Genomic DNA, 19,445 nt, shown 5'->3' on the forward strand with positions numbered 1-19,445 from the left:
TACACTCAAAATATTTGAGCCGCTCAGGCAACTTGCTGCTTCTCCAACCGCCCATCTTTGTACTATGAAAAACACCACAACAATTCAACTCGGCAACAATGGCCCAATCGTATCTAGACTCGGATTAGGTTGCATGCGCATGTCTTCCATCTGGGGAGGCCCAACACCCGACGAAAATGAAGCCATCGCCACCATTCACGAAGCGTTAGATAGCGGCATCAACTTCCTAAACACCGGCGACTTCTATGGCGCTGGTCACAATGAAATGCTCATCGGCAAAGCCATTAAAAACCGCCGCGATGAGGCATTCATCAGCGTAAAGTTCGGCGCCATCTTTCATAACGGCCAGTGGCTTGGTCTCGACTTGCGCCCTATGGCCATGAAAAACTTCATCAACTACTCCCTTACCCGCCTGGGCATCGAAACCATCGACCTATATCAACCATGCCGCATGGACGGCAGCGTTCCAGTAGAAGACATCATCGGAACAGTAGCAGATTTGATTAAAGAAGGCAAAGTGCGCCACATCGGCGTATCGGAAATCAACGCCGATCAGCTTCGCCAGGCCAACAGCGTTTACCCGATCAGTGCATTAGAAATCGGTTACTCACTAGCCGATCGCCAGATTGAACGCGATTTGCTTCCGGTGGCCAAAGAACTTGGACTAGGCATCATTGCTTTCGCCAACACAGCGGAAGGCTTGTTAACAGGCGACCTTACCGCCCCGCTTGAGGCGAACGACCACAGGAACCATTTCTCCCGTTTTCAGGGCGATAACTTAAAGCAAAACCTGGAGAGAGTAGAAGTACTGAAACAACTGGCAAAAGCCAAAGGATGTACGCCAACTCAACTCGCCATTGCCTGGGTAAAAGAACAAGGTGAGCAGGTAATGCCACTGGTAAGCATGAGCCGCAGATCGCGTCTGCCGGAAAACCTGGCGGCAATGGATATTGCATTTACTACTGAAGAATTGAACACTTTAAATACTACTTTTGCAATAGACGCCATTGTTGGTGGAACTTACTTACAACGTTAAATGATCAGTCCAGCTGAAATTCTTCCCGGTGTAATCTTCTATTCATACCTCTCCGCCGAAAGGAAAGAGAAAGTCTGTTTCTGGAATCACCATACGCTGGTGTTGCAGGTTTCAGGGAAGTTCACCATGGAAACCTCCGGACAAACAATATCAATGACCCAGGGAGGAATGCTGCTGATTGGCAAGAACCAGCTGGGCACACTCACTAAAACACCACTCCCGGGTGGCAACTATGAAACAATAGTGATATCCCTGCAGGACGACCTGCTAAGGAAAATTGTATTGGAAGAAAAAATTCAGGCCGATCACAAATACATCGGTCCGCCCAATATTTTAATCCCCACCAATGAATTCCTGCAGGGCTATTTTCAGTCCATCGTACCTTATGCCCGCAGTGCCGGCGCCAGCATGACCGATGAAATGGGTATTCTAAAAGTAAAAGAAGGTGTGAAGCTGCTAATGATGGCCATGCCTGCCCTGCGCAATTTCCTGTTCGATTTTTCTGAACCGCATAAAATCGACCTGGAAAAATTCATGCTTAGTAACTTTCAGTTTAACGTGCCCGTAGAGAAATTCGCACAACTCACCGGCAGAAGTTTAGCTGGCTTTAAACGCGATTTCCAGAAAGCTTTTAATGCACCACCCCGGCAATGGCTCCAGAACAGGCGTTTAAACGAGGCCAGGCACCTTATGGAAACCAGGCGACAGAAACCCTCTGCCATTTATCTCGATCTGGGTTTTGAGAGCCTTTCTCATTTCTCTCACGCTTTCAAGAAAAAGTTTGGTGTAGCACCAACGGAAGTAAATGACGGACAAATTAATTCTTAATAAACTCAAAACGCATAATTTGCTGCAGAAAACTTAAAATACAGTAATCGTCTTAATATCAAAAGGCCTCACCAACTTGTTCACCTTTGAAATTGCTGTCCATTTTTATCCTTTTTACCAGACCCAATACGGATAGTGTTATCCTGCACCAGCCCATCTGTCTGATGCTATCTCCTCAATGCTACTTAAAACTCGGTATATTATCAATGCTAATCGAACATCGCTATCTCGTCCTTGCTGTCTGAACATCGCTATCTCCCCCTTGCTATCGAAAATCGCTATCTCCTCCTTGCTATCCGAACATCGCTATCCCCCTCTTGCTATCCGAACATCGCTATCTCCACCATGCATTCCGGCATAGGCGATGATGGAAGGAGAAATCGTTAAAGCTTGCGCAGTTCCATTCGAATCTTGTCTAACCCAAGGCTGCGCGCTTTTGCCGATCATTCGATCAATTCGAAACCTATCGGCACTTGTGCAGCCGCCATTGAAGCTTTGATGAATTTATCCGACATCGGCGCCAGGCCTTGATCTTTTGTTTCTTTTCCATCAAGGGAAAAGAAAAATCAACCCTTACTCCCCCCTCAACACCTCCAGCACATCCCCCAGCGCCTTATCCCGCTCCTCAAACTCCTTAAAAAGAAACGCCAGCGATTCCTTACTCGTTTCAATATGGATTTCAGGAAAGTCCTTACCTAGAATCCTGTCGTCCTGATCGTAGTGAACAAGCTCCTTTGGTTTGACGGTAATGATTTGACTGATACGGATATAGGTATTTTGAACCCGGATAAACTTACCGTGATGAGAGACTGGCATGATAACTTGGATGATTTAGTTTAGTATAGTGTGGGGTCAAAAGTATCACATCAAACAAAATACACAAACGTATTCAACAAGTTTATTGATCTATATCATCAACAATTTTACGAAATATCGTTAAATGATGATAAAGCTATTGACTTGCAAGCCACCTAACCGCCTCATCCATATCATGGAAGAAATTCACGTTTGCGGCGCCATCAGATTCGTCGACGGTTTTCTGCGCAGCAAGCTGGGCAAAAATACTTGGCGAAAATACCCATGCAAAATCCTTGAGTCCAGCCTCGATCATTAGAGGAAACCATACTTTTGCGGCCCAGTCTGAAGCTTCAGACCAGTTACCTAATACCTCCCGGTTATCATTAAGCACCTTTTTCAAGCCTGATTTTTTCAGTATGCCCAGCATTTGAATTCCGCCGTTCTGCACAGTTTCTACATTTTGATAGCCCGTCCAGTTCACATCCAGCCAACCTTTATCCCGGTTGCAGATGATGCTAATGTGCTCGTTATGATATTCAAATCCGCTTTCCGGGTGGCTTGACTGTAATGCTTTCTCTTCCATGGGAAGCCTGAACGAAACGGTACTGCCTTCACCGATGACACTCTCAATCCAGAAAGTTCCATCATGTCCCTTAATAATCTCTGATGAGATGAAGAGACCAAGTCCCAGTCCACCGAAACGCTCCGCCGCATTATCCGAACGGTAATAGCGGTCAAAAAGCTGCTCCAGTTCACGACTCTCTATACCGATGCCAAAATCAGTTACTGATACCACTACGCCACCTTGATCAGTTTTGCAGCTTACGAGTACTTTATCGGTTTTTGGAGAGTATTTAATGGCATTATTAAGCAAGTTATTAACCACTTGCTCTAAACGGAAGCGGTCGCCACTGATGATTACCGGACCAGTAGATTCGAAAACCAGCGTATGACTACCCGTGCTCAACTGCATCGTTTCGCAACACTCCAGCAATAACTGCGAAATATCGAAGCTTGATGGATTAAACTGAAGTTTACCAGCGTTAATACGGCTTACATCCAGCATTTCGTTGATGAGCCGCTCGAGCTTATTGGTACTTTGATCTACCTTTTGAACATACGATCGCATTTTCACCAGATCACTGGTTCTGGCCAGCATCTGGTTAAAAGCTTTTATACTGGTAAGTGGAGTTTTAAGCTCGTGCGAAGCAACCGAAATAAACTCGTCGCGCAGCTCCTGCCCTTTCTTTTGTGCATCGATATTGGTATTTGTACCGATCCACAAACTCAACTTTCCTTCCTCAAAAATGGGCACTGCACGACCAAGGTGCCACAAATAAGCGCCGTCTGCCATTTTTAAACGAAACTGAGTCATAAAGCCCTCGCCACTTTGCAAAGAAAAAAGCCACTTTTGCCTCAGCTCTGCCAGATCATCCGGGTGAACATATTGTTGCCATCCGTCAATGAGCAGCACCGCTCTCGAATTTCCAAAATCCCGGCACACCACATCATTTACATAATCGATACTGCCATCCGCTTTTGCCGTCCATACCTGGTGCGGAATAGTATCCAATAGCGACGAAAGATATTGCTTCTCTCTTCTGCTTGCAGTGATATCCCTGCATATCACGAGCAAATTCGTTTCCGATGTTTTGGACGATACTTCAGGAATAATCTGATAAGCATAAACGCGTACCACTCCACCTACTAAAATGTCAAGTTCTCCGTTTTGTGCCATCCCCATCCTTAAAGCAACCTTCAGCATGGGGTCAATCCTGCGGTGAATTTCGCCAGCGGTTCCCTCAAATAAAACAGGATCTCCTGAAGTAATCTGATTGGAATAGATACAATTCAGCTGATCATCAAAACGAAGAATAATGCCTGGCAGGTTTTCTGCGAGGGTTTTATATTCAAGTTCGCTGGCTTTTAAATTGCGGAACAACTGTTCCATCGGATTAACAAACGACATCTCCACATTGGCCCTGTAAATCAGGAAAAACGCAACCAGTTTCCCGTAATGCCCCAGTTCGTTAAGCACTCCGTGATTAGTGGTATAGGTGGCAAAACAGCATTCGCTAAGTATAGCAAAGAAAATGGAACCTGCCAGTAGTTGAAATGTTCTGCGGTCAAACTTTTTTTGGTTAAAAACAAGTAGTACCAACGAAACAATTAGAATGAGGATAACAACGTACTCACTGTAAATCTTGAAAGGAGTTTGCCCCTGACCTTCCACAAAACAAACCGGAAAAATCTTCCAGAGCAATATACTGGCAGCTATCAGAAAGGTAATCACGAAGTAGATGACAAACAGCAGGTCGCTGTTAATTCTGCGCTTTCTGTTAATCATCAGAAAACCGATTAAAAAGATTCCCGCTTCCATAGCCCTGGTGGCAATCCAGAACTGGTTGGCCTGATAACCATCAGAAGGAATAACATTCATGCCCTTAAACGTCAGGGTATGCAACAAATCCAGCGCGCCGATAAACAGGTAACTGAGTCCAACAACGTGCAGGTACTTATTATCCTGCATGCGCCTCGAGTTCCAGGCCACAATAAATACCGCAAAGGCCACTACGATTGAAAAAAGCTCTACCAGTGTGTGGAAAAGCATGTAACTGTAAGCTTTGCTATAGAAAAATACCAGCACTAAGCAAATGAACGCAAATACTGTGCGGTAATATTGATTTAAAAATGAGCGGATAGCGGGCAAATGAATGGGATTTAAAGACAAATATAATTATTTATCCCAACCCATGCTTAAGTGGCAGGGTAAAATGAAAAACCGACCCTTTTATGCCATCGCTTTTAACACCAATTTCGCCATGGTGACGGCGGATAATCTCTGCGCAAAGGTATAAGCCGATCCCGAAGCCTTTAATATTCTCCGTTTCCTTACGCTCTATTCTATGGAAACGCGAGAACAACTTTTCCTGATCGAAAAGTGTTACACCCATACCTTCATCTTTAATCATCACCCGCGCAAACAAACCATCTTGCACACAGGCAACATTAATTGTAGAACCAATGGGCGAATATTTCACTGCATTGGTAAGCAGGTTGGAAATTACCTGTCCCAGCTTTTCACGGTCAGCATGTACTTCTGTGTACTCTACAGGGGCAAATATCACCTGGTGAGTGGAAATAATGGCGATGCTTTCCTCTTCTGCTTCTTTCATCAGTTCGGCCATATCAAACGTGGTTAAATCAAGCGGAATTTTCCCGGTTTCCGCACGTTTGGTGTTTAGAAAACCATCAACCATCAGGTTCATTTTACGGGTCTGGTTTGCTGCCCGCTGCAAAATTTTAACACCTGCCGTATTGTTGCTCGCCGTCAGCATCCTTTCCAGCAGTTGTACGTATCCGGCCATTGAAGTTAGTGGGGTTTTCAATTCGTGACTAACCATGCTGATGAAATCATTTTTGCGCTGCTCATCTTCCTTCTGCTCTGTAATATCCATCACAGTACCTGATAAATATGACTTTCTGCCCTTATCCTCAGGATTAAGCTTCCCCATGGCTTTAACCCACCTGACACGTTTATCCATAAAACTGATTATCGGATATTCAATATTATAAGGCTGATGGTTTTGAATGGCAAGATTGACTTCATCCAGTACCAGTTGCCGGTAGTCATCCCTTACCTGCGCCATGGCAGCTTCGAAGGTCATGTTCGCAGAATGTGGGTAGCCAAAAAAGTCTTTTAATCTTGGTGATGATATCATCTCCCGGGTATTGGCATCAATATACCAGAGTCCGAGCTGTGCCTGCTCTATCGCCAGATCTTTCATCTCTTCACTATCGGCAAGCTTTGCATTGGCCAATATCAGCTCTCTTTGACTGGCCTGGAAAGCTGCTACAGAGGCTGAAAGCTCCTTATTGGTTTCAAGTAGCGTATCGTTGATATTGGTGAGTTCAGTATTGAGGAGTTCAATTTCCCGCTTACTTCTAACCAGTTCTTCATTGGAAGCGTTAAGCTCCTCGTTCATGGCCTCAATTTCTTCATTGATCTCCAGTTGTTTCTGGATTTCGTTGATTGCAGATAGCCTCAGCTCAATTTCAGCCATTACCACCTTGGCCATGCGCTTCAAAATCTTATCATCCCGTTCATCAAAACTCCGCTCCACCTGGTCAATGATACATAGCGTACCTATTCTGAAACCATCAGGCGTAGTAATCGGCGCACCGGCATAAAACTTTAGCCCAAAATCGCCAACCACATTAGGGTTTGTAAGTAAACAAGGTTCGTTTAAAGGATCGGTAAATACTGTGGTTTCATGGTTTAGTACAGCCAGCGAACATAAACTTACACCACGCAAGGTGCGTTTAGCTTTGCCCATTCCAATATTTGCTTTAAAATAAACTTCTTCCCGATCTACCAGAGAGATCAGGGAAATGGGTACACCAAAAATTTCGGTTGCAAGCCTGGCAATATCATCAAAAGACTCTTCTGAAGGTGTGTCGAGAATTTGATATCTACGCAAGGCACTAATCCGTTGTTCATCGTTTTCAGGGATTATATTAATCCCAAATGTATTTTCCATTGATATCTGATTCCTATAACTGCTAACGGAATAAATTCAGCTTTGTTTGGAATCAGTCGAAATAAAAGCTACAAGTTGTAACTTACCCGGATGATTTAATTTCCCGCGATTCTTTTGGCCAAAAGAGAACTTTATCAGCTAAATCTTGTTCCCACTTCACAATTGATCTCATGAACAAAAATTATCCATTCTACATCAAGGCTCCGGTAATCCTGTTAGGCCTGGTGATATCGGTTTACATTTTGAGCGTTTTACGCGACGTACTTGTGCCACTTGCCTTCTCCGCACTCATTGCCATCCTGTTAAATCCTTTATCGGTACGGTTAGAACGACGTATGCCGCGTGCATTGGCCATTGCCATCTCTATGCTCATTGCCCTTGCGGTTTTAATGGGCCTGATGTATTTCCTCTCGTCCCAGATAGCCCATTTCTTCGATAACCTCGACGCCATGAAAAAAAAATTGGTGGAGCTCATGCACAACTTGCAGCAATGGCTGGAACATACTTTTGGAATTACTACCCAAAAACAGGTGCAAATGCTTAATGATGCAGCCAGCAGCGGAAAAGCAATGATAGGACAAACCTTGAGTGGCGTGCTCGGTATACTGAGCGTGGTATTTCTGATTCCGGTATACACTTTCCTCATCATGTTTTATAAAATGCTTATCCTCAACTTTCTTTATGAAGTCTTTTCAGAAGAAAATAAAGCCAAGGTGGGCGAAATACTCGCAGAAACCAAAGCGGCAATACAAAGTTACATTGTAGGTCTCCTGATTGAAACAGGAATTGTTGCAGTGATGAACTCGGTTTCCTTGCTACTGTTAGGCGTGCCAAACGCCATCCTGATTGGCGTAATCGGGGCTATACTTAATCTGCTGCCTTACATTGGAGGTATCGTTGCCATTGCCCTGCCGGTATTGATGGTTACACTAACACAGGATGGGTTTACCACTCAACTGCTGATTATCGCTGCTTATGCGATCATTCAGTTTATCGACAATAACATACTGGTGCCTAGAATTGTATCCTCAAAGGTAGAAATCAATGCTTTGATATCCATTGTAATTGTTTTACTGGGCGCAGCCTTATGGGGCGTACCTGGCATGTTCCTTTCAATTCCGTTCATCGCAGTATTAAAAATTATTTTCGACCGCATAGACGGACTCAAACCCTGGGGAAAACTGTTGGGCGATACTGTACCGACAGAGCACATGGGGCAAATCAAACGCCTGCGAAGGAAACGGGTGCCAGTAGCTAAAAGCTAAAGTCAACCGCCTACCCCGGTAGTTAAATCTGACATCAATTACCCGTTGACGAATATTCCTGTATGAGCTAGAATACTTACCGATTACAAAACAATGGGTTGCCACGTGTGGTTATCAGAATATCATTATACAAAGCTGAAGCGATAACCAATTTTGATGAGGGCTCTTTTCCAGCAGGGTCCTCCCACAAAAGTCAACTAATCCCCTATAGAATGTCCGTTTTGATCTTATTTTCACAACGATTAGACTATCATTTATGAATAAAAAACAGTATAGCTGTATCATTATTGATGATGATCCGGATTTTCTGGAATCCATGTCCACATATATTTCCCTCATTCCCAAACTTAAGTTAATAGGATCTTATTCGAACCATAATGAAGTATTACGAGACAGCCAGGGGTGGGACCAAATAGACTTCCTGTTTCTCGACATTCGCATGGAAGTGTCTGGAATAGACCTTGCCAGGATGATACGCCCCTGCTTTAAATACCTGATTTTTCACACTTCATACAGTGAGTTTGCATTGGATGCGTTTCATGTAGGTGGCGATCATTACCTGGTGAAACCCTTTAGCATTTCCCGATTGATTGAAGCGGTTAATGCGGTGCTCAAAAGAAACCGGGAAAGCTTGCTCCCCGCACATTAGAACCATTATTATTAATCCAATTGCCTTTACTTTTTAAAATAAAGTCTCAATTAATCGTATATTCCGCCATTCCTTTCGTCGTCTCCCGCTGTTAAAACGATTCATTTTTCGTCACATCCCTAATTCAGAATATGAGCAATACATCAGCTATACTTGCTGCGGTACAGAAAAACGATCCCGTAATTTGCGTTGTTTTTAACGATGCAGATGGCAATATCCTTTACCGCAATCCAGGCTTTATACAGTTTTTCGATAAAATGGCGCAGTCCAAAGCAATAAGGGAAATCAGTGCACTTATCCACCAGGACGACTACACCTATGTGAAGCAAAGCTATGAAAGGAACAAAACCGGTGAGCAACAGTCTTACATTGAATTCAGGCTTGTATTTGAACACCAGATCTTTTTCCTACGGATGAATTTGAGATTTGATGATATTGATGGGACTTCGGTGGCCATAGCTTACCTGGAAGATCGGAGTGTAGAGAAAAAGCACATCGATTATCTTCAGGAGTTTGCAAATAAAAAGAACGCCGCTTTGAGTATATTGAGCCACGACCTGGCAGGGCCGCTTGGCGTAATCCAGATGATGTCAGACATGCTCATTTCCCACAAAGACCTCGAAAGCAATCTGCAGATCGAAAAAATGCTCAACCTGATCAGCAGAAGTTCAAAGAAAGGCATTGCTATGATTCAGGACCTGATTAAAAAGGAATTTCTGGAAAGCATTGGCGTAGAAATGGTCAGGAGCCGTGTGAACCTGGTAGACAGGATGAACCAGTTGTTTGAAGAATACAAAAGTGGTGAGCAGATGTTGAATATTGATTTTACCTTTGAAGTGGAAAGTGATGAGATCTATGCAGAAGTCGATGAAAGTAAGTTTATTCAGGTCATCAATAACCTGGTTTCCAATTCACTCAAATTTACACCTGATGGTGGACGAATCACAGTACGGATTACCGAGAATGAACAGATATTAACCATCTCCGTAAGTGATACGGGCATTGGGATCCCGAAGCAATTCCATGCAGACCTGTTTAAAAAATTTAACCCTGCCGGCAGAAGCGGATTAAAAGGTGAGCCTTCAGTGGGACTGGGAATGTCCACCATTAAAACCATTCTGGACTGGCACCAGGCAGAAATATGGTTCGAATCTGAAGAAGGCAAAGGCACGACATTTTATATATCCCTTGCTCACACTGAATAACACATCTCGACACATTCAGCCATTTTTCTTGAAACCCATTTTACTTTATTTCCTTAAGTCAAAAACCCTATTCCCGGTGGGTTTAAGGGGATTTTTGCTCAAAAAAGGGGTTTTAAATGCGTCTCCTTTGGGTTTTGCTTGGTTTTACCCAAACAATATGCAAGGAATGTGCAAGGAATGTGCAAGGAAAACCCAAGCGAGTTAACTGGATACCTCCCAGGCTGGTCGAACAAAACCTAGGGCTGGGTCGGAGTACGAATTAACAATTCGGAACGCTGATTGGCCTATTTCCCGATACAACAATTAAAAAGTATTGATAATCAATTTATTAACAAAATAATTGAGCAAATAGAAAACATTGAAAAATTGGTTAACGGATTGATTATCAGACACTTTCAATTGTTCTGCTTGGAAATAGCGACAAAAAATAGCTCAAAATCGACATATTTCAAGTGAATCACAAAAGCTAAGGCACTGAAAATAAAAGAGTTATTAAATTAAAAAAAAATGATTTTTTTTAAAATTTTCCGTGCGACGAAAATAAGATTTTTTTTGAATCATACCGTTTTTTTTTTGCTTTAAAACTATCAATAAAAGGTGTTAAAACTATTGGGTTTTTTCAAATAATTTCCCCCTTTATCGGGTTGGCAAATGTTCAAAATTGGTAATAATTGTATTGATGATTTAAAGAGAATCACCGTTGTAGACAAGAAGATAAAAATCAGAGCTAAACGAAAATCCAGAATTGTTGCATTCAGGAAATGCATAACAAATATTTCTGGTGATTGATCTGGATCAACCAATCTGGCTAATACCTTTCCAACAAAACGCTATTGATTTGAAAAGTAATATTTTATAGAAAATTCATCGTCGTTTAGCGTGTTTAATCCACTTTCCATTACCCGGCAAGAAGCGGGATATATGGGGATTTGCACGAGATCATAAAAATGAAGCCAGGGGATTTAAAGCTGAGTTATTTGAGGAATAAATAAAGGTTAGGGTATTTGCCAAGGCAGAACTTAAGCGGATATGGCAGGAAAGGAAAAAGATGTGAAGGATACGCAGGTGCTTGGCGCCAAGGAGAAAGGGACAACATTTATTTGAATGCGTCCCTTGAAATCGACTGTTAAAACTTGGTCCGAATGGATGAATTACGAACAGCTAGCTATTTTTGGTGTATGATGTCAATGGCTTTTTTAAACCCGCCCAATACGTAATTTTGGTCGTAAATTGTCATCGCGAGATCTGCTTTAGGCATCCAGACGCGTCCCAGTTGAACAGCTTGTCTTGTCCTACTACAGCTTGTCATTATGAACTAAAAAATGAAAGCAATACCATTAAAATCTAAGAGGGCAGTTGTTTTGTCCAAGCGTAAGCCTTTTCAAAGAGTCGATGAGAAAACTAAATTAAAAATTGTTGAGGAGATAAAATCTGGCCTGATTAGCTGTAAGGGGGCCAGCCGGAAATATCGAATTCCCAGAAATAGTATAAAAGCCTGGGCAGGCAAATTTAATTTGACTACTTTACTTAATGAAGAAATTTCTTTACAACCTACCGAGATGACCCAAAATCAGGAATCCAGGCTGCTTTTAAGAAAAATACACGAGTTGACTAAAGCCCTTGAGTTATCGCAGCTAAAAAACATAGCTTTAGAAACGATGATCGAAGTAGCAGAAAGCGATTTCCATATTAAGATAAAAAAAAAGCGTGGTACCAAACAGTCTTAAGAATGCGGCAGAATCGTCCGGGAAATACCCTTGTAGAATTCTGTGCACTGTTTGGGGTTAGCCGACAGGCTTATTATTTAGCTCACCATAAAGCCTCCAGAACAAGTATCGGAAACATGATCGTCTTAAAACTGGTGGGCGAATTCCGCGCCACTATCCCTATGTTGGGAACCAGAAAGCTCTTGTACCTGCTGCTTCCTGAAATGGAAAAACACGAGATAAAAATGGGGAGAGATCAATTATATGAACTATTGCGCTTTCATGGACTACTCATCCGCAAAAGAAAACGAATGACTAAAACAACAGATTCACATCACTGGCTAAGAAAATATCCAAATCTTATCAAGCATCTTACGCTTTCAGCTCCCGAACAGCTTTGGGTAAGTGACATTACCTATATTCGAACCCTGGAAGGCTTCAGTTACCTTAGCTTAATTACCGATGCCTATTCAAGAAAGATAGTCGGCTTCTCTCTTCATCCAAATCTGGAAGCGGTAGGATGCATAAATGCGCTACTTCCTTCGTCACCTTTATAAACTGACCAGCTACGGTCCTTTGTTGACTGAGCCTGACTATGGTAATAAACACCTAAGCTCATTATAAGCAACAAGACACATCCAAGTTGTTGCGGTTTGCAGTTTTTCATAAGCATGTTTAAATTTTATTATTATACATGAGTTTATTAAATGGTTGTTGCGTCAATAACGTAGCTATACATAGCCTGGTTAAGTTTACTAGCAGCGAAGCTGATTTATTTCAGCATTACCTACATTTCGGTTATCAGGCCAACAATGAAACCCTCTTTACCAATTTTTCGGCAGTTGCCAGGCTCCTACCCGCTCTTGCACCTATGATTTAATCTAGCCTGTAGGCGACAACTGAATTTCCAAACAGTGTGGGAACATAAACCATGTGACTTGCTGGATCGTATGCAATATCTGCACTATAAATCTTTTTAGCCTCGGTATCAAGCAATAATTGATTATCTCCTCTCGCATTAAGATAAAAGATTTGCCCGCTATAGATGGTAAATAAAAATTCTCGATCTCCAATTGGTTCTAAACCATCTGATCCCTTTTTCGGTATACTGCCAATCCGTGTGATTTTTTTGTTTGCTCCAATCTTAAGTACCCCCCCATCGGATACCATGTACAAATTATCTCCAATGGCTTTTAACCCATTGGCTCCAACATGACCTTTGAGGTATGTTGAAGGTTTTCCATTTTTAATTTTAGTAACGATACCTAATTCAGAATCAGATACGTAAATAACCCCTTTAGCATCTACTGTAATGTCATTTAGACCCTTGGCGCCTGTAATTGGAATCCGGCTATCGATGTTTCCATTTAGGGTATCTATCACCACAACCTCGGTAATATCTGCGACATAAAGTCTGTTTTTCCAAAGTCCCATTCCCTTTGGTGCATGCAGTCCTGATACCCAGTTTGCGTTTATGATTTTTCCATCCCGGTCAATTTTGGCTATACCTCCCTTTCCATCTGCATCCCAGGCCTGCCCGTCAACCAGGGAAACATACATACCACTCGCACTCAATAAAACCGATTCAGGAACTGCAAGTGTAGTATCACTTTCCCAGATTTTAGTCAAGGTATGCTGGGCCTGCGCCTGAGTAGTTATGCCTATTAATAGGATGATAATTAATTTTTTTAGTGTTTTCATATTGATGTTGTTTTTAACTTAGTCCAGCTTGTTTTTCTTTAAAAAATCTGACAACAGATCAGCGATCTGTAAATTGTTCACATCAGAGAAAGGAAAATGAGTATTGCCATAAATGCCGATCTCCGGAAGATGGACAACTGTTGCATTTCCACCATGCTTATTTACCATTGCTGCCCATTCTCTGGCCAGGTTGAGGCGAAAAAGCCAGTCATTTTGATGTGGATTATTACCGGGTACAGTTGGAATATTATCACCGTAATACATTACAATTGGCAGTTTGGTATACGCCATAAATTTTGACATCGAAATCTCTGTAGCCTCAGCCATTCTGGTCTTGGTTTTAGTTTCTTCCGGTCTCTCACCCTGCGGGAATGGAAACAATCCACCAGGTTCATAAGAAACAATTCCCTTGATCTTGCTTGTTTTTAAAAGGGTCTGCCAACCAACAGGCCCGCCCATGGAGTGGGTAATTAGGATTGCCGGTCCCGTTTTCTCAGCAAGTGCGGCATACGCATCCGTATAGACTTCGTAATCCGTAGGTCCTGTATCTGGTGTCATCTGTCGAAAAAACTGATTCAGGGTTTCCTGATCATTTTTAAACTGAACGCCCTTGTAAAAGTTCGGCCATTCGCCTATTCTAAACCTGTTGAACCAATATTCTTCAGTAAATTCAGGCTTTATCGTATCGGCTACTGTGCTTCTGCCCGCATCACCGCGACGGGGCTGATCAGCGAGGTAAACGCTGAAGTGGCGACGCAAAAAGATGTTCTGAAATCCTTCCCGTCCATCAGGAGTAGTTTCCCAGGTTTTTGAGAACTGGCCGATGCCGTGTACAAAGATCAGCGGATATTTGTGCGGCTTAACTGGAACCTGATAATACACATAGGCGTGGTCGCCATGAAACGATTTCCCTTCTGCGTTTGTCAGCACTTTACCCCCTATGGCAAAACTACCCTGCTCCTGAATCATTATAGGGGCAGGTTTTGTTTGAGCCATCACCTGAGCTGCAAAGGTCAACAGCAAGAAAATGCAGCAGAGATTTTTTAAAGAATTTTTTATTAGCATGGCTTAGGTATTAAACTTCACTGTACCAATAGCCTTGATTCTTTCCGGATCGCGGTGATCAAAGAATAGGCTTTGTTTATTGTCAAGCGTGGTGATGGCACTCATGTCATCCGCATTCAATTCAAAATCAAATACACTGAAATTCTCTTTCATTCTTTCCTTACGAACTGATTTTGGGATTACCACAACATCACGCTGGATTAACCAGCGCAGGATTACCTGCGCGATACTTTTGCTGTACTTATTGCCAATCTGCTGCAACAACTGATTGGCGAAGATATCGTTCCTTCCTTCAGCAAAAGGTCCCCAGGATTCTATCTGGACATTGTTATCGACCATAAACTGGTGGCTTTCAATCTGCTGATGAAAGGGGTGCGTTTCTACCTGGTTTACCGTAGGAATAATCTTGTTAAAGGTGATTAGGTCGATCAAACGGTCCTGCTGAAAATTACTGACACCAATGGCCCTGATCAGTCCATCCTGATAAAGTTCTTCCATCGCCCTCCACGCACCATGTACATCCCCATATGGCTGATGGATTAGGTAAAGATCAAGATAATCGACTCCCAGTCGCTTCAGCGCACGCTGGAAAGCAGGTTTTGCCTTTTCATAACTCACATCCTGCACCCAGATTTTGGTGGTGATAAAAAGTTCTTCCCTTGGAACACCACCATTTTTGATGGCTGCACCAACAGCCTGCTCATTTTGATAAGCCGCTGCCGTATCAATCAGGCGATATCCGGTTTCAATGGCATCTGATACCGCTCTTTCGCATTCCTTCAGGTCATTCACCTGATAAACACCGAACCCCAGAACAGGCATTTCAACGCCATTATTTAAAATAATATTTTTCATGACTAATTAATTATGTTATAACGGTTTCAAATCTTTTTTACGCTTTGCATAAGGGCTGCTTGCAAATACCAGTATTGCAGCGGCAAACATCATCACAACAGCACCAGAAAATGAACCATAAACCCCAGTTCTATCAAAAAGCAGCCCTCCGATAAGTGCACCTAATGTGACCGCAAGCTGCATCCCGGCTACCAGTAAGGCGCCAGCGCTTTCCGCTTCATCGGGAACGCTCGTGCTCATCCAGGTAGACCAGGCAACGGGAGCTGTCCCAAAGAAAACGCCCCATAAGGCAATGCCTATTCCTGCGGTTACAACACCTGAACCCATCGCGATCAGCACGATACCCAAAATGGCCATCAGCAAGGGTGCAAAACCCAGGATAAAATAAAGGTGATTTTTAAGAAAACCGGCAATAAGGGTGGTACCGAAAAAACCCGCTACGCCAAAGGCCAGCAGAATTGCTGAAATCCCACTTACCCCCAGGCCGACTTTATTTTCAAGGAAAGGCCTCAGATAGGTAAAGAATGAAAAATGGCCGGCAAATATCAGCAGAACCGATATAATTCCTAAAAAAATGCCCGGACGTTTAATGACTTCAACAAAAGTCCTTAGTCGTATGGTACCCGTTGGAAGTACCTTGGGCATGCAAATAAATTGCCAGATAAAAGCAATCAGTCCTATTGCCGAAGCAAACATAAAAGTTCCGCGCCAACCGATGTGGCCACCAAGATAACTGCCCAGTGGTGCGGCAATTGCAGTGGCCACGGAAACAGCTCCGAAAATAATAGAAAATGCTTTCGGAATATTTGCTGGCGGAACCAGTCGCATGGCAATAGCTGCTGCCATTGCCCAAAAACCGCCAAGGGCAATACCCAAAAGTAAACGACCAGTTAACAGCAATAAATAATTGGGCGCTATCGCCACGATGATGTTTGATAAAGCAAGTAGCGAGGAAAAAACAAGAACAACAATGCGCCTGTCTATGCGTCGGGTGATCAGTGCACTAAAAAGACTTGAAAAAATCCCGACAATTGCTGTTGCAGATACCGTCTGCCCTGCCATGCCTTCAGTAATGTGGAACGAACTCGCTATAGGAGTAAGTAGGCTTACTGGAAGCAACTCAGCCACTACAAGGCCCGAAACCCCCATCGCCATGGAGTAAACAGCACCCCAGGATGGCTTAAGCTCATTTGCTGTGGATGTTGGTAATTGATTGTTTTCTGTACTATTGATCATTTAGAATAAGTAACACTGCCACGGAACCTTTGATTAACTTTCAACTTGAGATCCATGATTATGAATAAAAAATTTGTTAGATGTTTAAACCGCCGTCTATGAAAAGATCATGACCCAGGATCATATCCTAGTCCTGATGCTACTCCTGTAACCAGTGCTACTTTTCCTTCCATTATTACGTTCATGATTCCACCTTTAATTTTGATAGGACAAAGGTCAGACCTAATACTGAATAAGTCCTTACCATAGTTACCGGATTACTTACCACTTTTACAGGTTTGGTCTAAAAAAATCTGAAGTGGAATAGCATTAGATTGGATTAAGATTTTAATAAAGGTTTATCACAATGTTACATTTTGTACAATGGTAATTTTGTAAAATCCGAACGCAAAACAGCCAATTGGTTAACGATTGATAGATTTTTGCGCACTAGCGGGATAACGCTCACCAACGATATCAATCCGGGCGCTTGCTTCGTTTATTTTCTGTAAGTCGTCGGCTGTCAGCTCAACACTAGCTCCACCTAGATTTTCCTTTAGCCGGCTAAGTTTTCTTGTGCCAGGAATAGGGACGATCCATGGTTTTTGAGCCAGTACCCAGGCTAATGCAATTTGTGCAGGAGTTGCATTTTTTTCCTTCGCGATTGTACTTACCAGATTTACCATGCCTTGATTAGCCGCTCTTGCCTGCTCAGCAAAACGTGGGAGATTATTACGGATATCACCTAGATCAAACTTTGTTTCTGTATTGATCTGACCAGTCAAAAAACCCTTACCTAATGGACTGAAAGGAACAAACCCAATGCCCAGTTCCTCTAATACCGGGAGGATAGCTTCTTCCGGCTCTCTCCACCACATTGAATATTCACTCTGTAAAGCAGTCACAGGCTGCACTGCATGTGCGCGGCGAATGGCATCAACACCAGCTTCTGATAGTCCGAAATGCTTCACTTTGCCTTCCTGAATCAGCTCTTTTACGACCCCTGCTACCTCTTCCATAGGAACATTCGGATCAACGCGGTGCTGGTAAAACAAGTCTATTGTATCTCGTTTTAGTCGTTTCAATGACCCTTCCACAACTTTTTTTATGGTTTCGGGGCGGCTATCTAATCCATTTGAAGGAACAGGGCCATTTTCGCCGGATTTCCATCCAAATTTTGTAGCGATTACGACCTGATCTTTAAATGGCAACAGCGCTTCACCGATTAATTCTTCGTTTGTATATGGACCGTATACTTCAGCAGTATCAAAAAAGGTCACTCCGAGCTCTACCGCTTCACGAATTAGTTTGATCATTTCGTTCTTATCCGCTGCAGGGCCATATCCGAAACTCATACCCATGCATCCCAGGCCTATAGCTGAGACATCAAGACTACTATTTCCTAATTTTCTATTTGTCATATTGATTGATTTGATAATGCAAAATTCATGAATAATACTATAGTATACTAAAATTAATCAAACCAAAGATTATACAATTCAAACCTTAATAAATGATGAATCCCATATTTGAATGCTTTAACTCATGATCACAATGCTTTATAAGGAAAAATAGATTTGAATTGTTAATTTTGTGAATGAATGAAAATGTAGCAGAGATTTCAGATTTTCAAACAAAGGATTTGAAGCTGAAAGGCTTCAGAGCTTATGAAGTTTTGACAAAAATTGACCCCTTACCAAGCTTCGGCAGACGTGATTGCTATAAGGTGTGCCTCGTTACGGGCGATACGTTATTAAAATATAGTGATAAAAGTGTCAAAGCCGAAGGTCGTTATCTGTTTTTTGGACATCCGCACTTACCCTATTCTTCGCATGTTAAGGGTAAAATGACAGGGTATGCTTGTTTGTTTACAGAAGATTTCTTGAAACTCAATGACTATCGAGTGGGGAGCCATCCGGAGTCCCCGCTATTTAAATTATCCCATTCTTACTTTATTAAGGTAGATGATAAACAATATGATTTTCTATGTACACTTTTTAAAAAAATAATTGCGGAGCAATTCACCGATTATGAATATAAAGTTGAATTAGTACGGACCTATCTTTCCCTTATTGTTCAGGAGGCTATGAAGATTATTCCAGTTGAAAACCTAATGAAATTCGGAAATGGAGCATCACGAATATCCATGCTTTTTCTAGAGATGCTTGAAAGACAATTTCCTATTGAGAGTCTGGACTATGTGATAGGATTACGTACTGCCCAAGATTTTGCCGAGCAGCTAAATGTTCATGTAAATTATCTTAATCGTTCTGTAAAGGAAGTTACGGGAAAACCAACTACAAGACATATCACTGAACGGATTATCTCGGAAGCGAAAGCTTTGCTACAGCATACTGACTGGTCTGTTTCAGAGGTTGCGTATAGCCTAGGTTTTGAGTATCCGACTTATTTCAATAAATACTTTAAAAAAAATACTGGCGCAATTCCCAAATCTTTTCGGGGATATTCCGCAAATTATCTTGTTTAATTTTACCTATTAATTTGTTTTTTATAATCAAAAATACTAATGTGTTGTTTGAGCTATTGAGCTGTAACACAAAAGGTTTATCTCTAAACAAAA

Annotated in this window: 17 protein-coding genes; 8 read left to right on the plus strand and 9 right to left on the minus strand. The window is 42.3% G+C overall.

Features of this window, described 5'->3' with window-relative positions; translation table 11 throughout:
• Nucleotides 1–64: 64 nt before the first annotated feature.
• Nucleotides 65–1,036 carry an aldo/keto reductase gene (locus tag AB669_RS03730; protein ID WP_047797953.1) on the plus strand — a complete coding sequence of 324 codons (972 nt, stop codon included), beginning with the start codon at nt 65–67 and terminating at the stop codon, nt 1,034–1,036.
• Nucleotides 1,037–1,864 (plus strand): AraC family transcriptional regulator, encoded by an 828-nt coding sequence (locus tag AB669_RS03735; RefSeq protein ID WP_047797954.1) that lies wholly within the window; start codon nt 1,037–1,039, stop codon nt 1,862–1,864. It abuts the gene before it with no gap.
• 306 nt (nt 1,865–2,170) lie between these two features.
• On the opposite strand, the gene AB669_RS22035 is transcribed toward AB669_RS03735, so the two are convergent.
• The 4 genes from AB669_RS22035 to AB669_RS21745 all read right to left on the minus strand — a co-directional run bounded on the left by AB669_RS22035 (nt 2,171) and on the right by AB669_RS21745 (nt 7,203).
• On the minus strand, nt 2,171–2,311 hold the full coding sequence (locus tag AB669_RS22035) for a hypothetical protein (protein ID WP_156166649.1): 141 nt from the start codon (nt 2,309–2,311) through the stop codon (nt 2,171–2,173).
• Nucleotides 2,312–2,437: 126 nt separating this feature from the next.
• Nucleotides 2,438–2,680, minus strand: coding sequence for a hypothetical protein (locus AB669_RS03740; protein ID WP_047797955.1), 243 nt, complete (start codon nt 2,678–2,680; stop codon nt 2,438–2,440).
• 136 nt (nt 2,681–2,816) lie between these two features.
• On the minus strand, nt 2,817–5,273 hold the full coding sequence (locus tag AB669_RS21395) for an MASE3 domain-containing protein (protein WP_156166650.1): 2,457 nt from the start codon (nt 5,271–5,273) through the stop codon (nt 2,817–2,819).
• A 130-nt stretch (nt 5,274–5,403) separates the two neighbouring features.
• Complete coding sequence (locus AB669_RS21745) at nt 5,404–7,203, minus strand: ATP-binding protein (protein ID WP_082120575.1); 1,800 nt, start codon at nt 7,201–7,203, stop codon at nt 5,404–5,406.
• 170 nt (nt 7,204–7,373) lie between these two features.
• Between AB669_RS21745 and AB669_RS03765 the strand changes: the two genes are divergently transcribed.
• The 5 genes from AB669_RS03765 to AB669_RS03790 all read left to right on the plus strand — a co-directional run bounded on the left by AB669_RS03765 (nt 7,374) and on the right by AB669_RS03790 (nt 12,585).
• On the plus strand, nt 7,374–8,468 hold the full coding sequence (locus tag AB669_RS03765) for an AI-2E family transporter (RefSeq protein WP_047797956.1): 1,095 nt from the start codon (nt 7,374–7,376) through the stop codon (nt 8,466–8,468).
• 256 nt (nt 8,469–8,724) lie between these two features.
• A complete protein-coding gene (locus tag AB669_RS03770) occupies nt 8,725–9,117 on the plus strand; it encodes a LytTR family DNA-binding domain-containing protein (RefSeq protein WP_053058238.1) in 393 nt (130 codons plus the stop codon).
• A gap of 131 nt (nt 9,118–9,248) precedes the next feature.
• Entirely contained in the window at nt 9,249–10,322 is a 1,074-nt protein-coding gene (locus AB669_RS21400; RefSeq protein WP_053058239.1) for a sensor histidine kinase KdpD, read from the plus strand.
• A 1,322-nt stretch (nt 10,323–11,644) separates the two neighbouring features.
• Entirely contained in the window at nt 11,645–12,049 is a 405-nt protein-coding gene (locus tag AB669_RS03785) for a hypothetical protein (RefSeq protein WP_047797958.1), read from the plus strand.
• Nucleotides 12,050–12,051: 2 nt separating this feature from the next.
• A complete protein-coding gene (locus AB669_RS03790) occupies nt 12,052–12,585 on the plus strand; it encodes a hypothetical protein (RefSeq protein WP_053058240.1) in 534 nt (177 codons plus the stop codon).
• Nucleotides 12,586–12,904: 319 nt separating this feature from the next.
• Here AB669_RS03790 and AB669_RS03800 read toward each other — a convergent pair whose 3' ends face one another.
• The 5 genes from AB669_RS03800 to AB669_RS03820 form a co-directional block, all read right to left on the minus strand.
• Nucleotides 12,905–13,729, minus strand: a complete 825-nt coding sequence (locus tag AB669_RS03800; RefSeq protein ID WP_047797960.1) for a hypothetical protein — start codon at nt 13,727–13,729, stop codon at nt 12,905–12,907.
• 18 nt (nt 13,730–13,747) lie between these two features.
• Complete coding sequence (locus AB669_RS03805; RefSeq protein ID WP_197082328.1) at nt 13,748–14,794, minus strand: alpha/beta fold hydrolase; 1,047 nt, start codon at nt 14,792–14,794, stop codon at nt 13,748–13,750.
• 3 nt (nt 14,795–14,797) lie between these two features.
• Nucleotides 14,798–15,649, minus strand: a complete 852-nt coding sequence (locus tag AB669_RS03810) for an aldo/keto reductase (RefSeq protein ID WP_047797961.1) — start codon at nt 15,647–15,649, stop codon at nt 14,798–14,800.
• A gap of 15 nt (nt 15,650–15,664) precedes the next feature.
• Nucleotides 15,665–16,885: an MFS transporter gene (locus tag AB669_RS03815; protein ID WP_047797962.1), complete on the minus strand. Its 1,221-nt coding sequence runs from the start codon at nt 16,883–16,885 to the stop codon at nt 15,665–15,667.
• 404 nt (nt 16,886–17,289) lie between these two features.
• On the minus strand, nt 17,290–18,285 hold the full coding sequence (locus AB669_RS03820) for an aldo/keto reductase (RefSeq protein ID WP_047797963.1): 996 nt from the start codon (nt 18,283–18,285) through the stop codon (nt 17,290–17,292).
• 176 nt (nt 18,286–18,461) lie between these two features.
• On the opposite strand from AB669_RS03820, the gene AB669_RS03825 reads away from it, so the two are divergent.
• Nucleotides 18,462–19,352 (plus strand): AraC family transcriptional regulator, encoded by an 891-nt coding sequence (locus tag AB669_RS03825; protein WP_047797964.1) that lies wholly within the window; start codon nt 18,462–18,464, stop codon nt 19,350–19,352.
• Nucleotides 19,353–19,445: the final 93 nt, after the last annotated feature.

Origin of the sequence: Pedobacter sp. BMA, assembly GCF_001027745.1 — a bacterium.
Classification (GTDB): Bacteria; Bacteroidota; Bacteroidia; order Sphingobacteriales; family Sphingobacteriaceae; genus Pedobacter.

Coding starts and splice junctions, on each gene's coding strand:
- AB669_RS03730 (WP_047797953.1), top strand. CDS start 65: ATGAAAAACACCACAACAATTCAACTCGGCAACAATGGCCCAATCGTA.
- AB669_RS03735 (WP_047797954.1), top strand. CDS start 1,037: ATGATCAGTCCAGCTGAAATTCTTCCCGGTGTAATCTTCTATTCATAC.
- AB669_RS22035 (WP_156166649.1), bottom strand. CDS start 2,311: ATGATCGGCAAAAGCGCGCAGCCTTGGGTTAGACAAGATTCGAATGGA.
- AB669_RS03740 (WP_047797955.1), bottom strand. CDS start 2,680: ATGCCAGTCTCTCATCACGGTAAGTTTATCCGGGTTCAAAATACCTAT.
- AB669_RS21395 (WP_156166650.1), bottom strand. CDS start 5,273: ATGCTTTTCCACACACTGGTAGAGCTTTTTTCAATCGTAGTGGCCTTT.
- AB669_RS21745 (WP_082120575.1), bottom strand. CDS start 7,203: ATGGAAAATACATTTGGGATTAATATAATCCCTGAAAACGATGAACAA.
- AB669_RS03765 (WP_047797956.1), top strand. CDS start 7,374: ATGAACAAAAATTATCCATTCTACATCAAGGCTCCGGTAATCCTGTTA.
- AB669_RS03770 (WP_053058238.1), top strand. CDS start 8,725: ATGAATAAAAAACAGTATAGCTGTATCATTATTGATGATGATCCGGAT.
- AB669_RS21400 (WP_053058239.1), top strand. CDS start 9,249: ATGAGCAATACATCAGCTATACTTGCTGCGGTACAGAAAAACGATCCC.
- AB669_RS03785 (WP_047797958.1), top strand. CDS start 11,645: ATGAAAGCAATACCATTAAAATCTAAGAGGGCAGTTGTTTTGTCCAAG.
- AB669_RS03790 (WP_053058240.1), top strand. CDS start 12,052: ATGCGGCAGAATCGTCCGGGAAATACCCTTGTAGAATTCTGTGCACTG.
- AB669_RS03800 (WP_047797960.1), bottom strand. CDS start 13,729: ATGAAAACACTAAAAAAATTAATTATCATCCTATTAATAGGCATAACT.
- AB669_RS03805 (WP_197082328.1), bottom strand. CDS start 14,794: ATGCTAATAAAAAATTCTTTAAAAAATCTCTGCTGCATTTTCTTGCTG.
- AB669_RS03810 (WP_047797961.1), bottom strand. CDS start 15,649: ATGAAAAATATTATTTTAAATAATGGCGTTGAAATGCCTGTTCTGGGG.
- AB669_RS03815 (WP_047797962.1), bottom strand. CDS start 16,885: ATGATCAATAGTACAGAAAACAATCAATTACCAACATCCACAGCAAAT.
- AB669_RS03820 (WP_047797963.1), bottom strand. CDS start 18,285: ATGACAAATAGAAAATTAGGAAATAGTAGTCTTGATGTCTCAGCTATA.
- AB669_RS03825 (WP_047797964.1), top strand. CDS start 18,462: ATGAATGAAAATGTAGCAGAGATTTCAGATTTTCAAACAAAGGATTTG.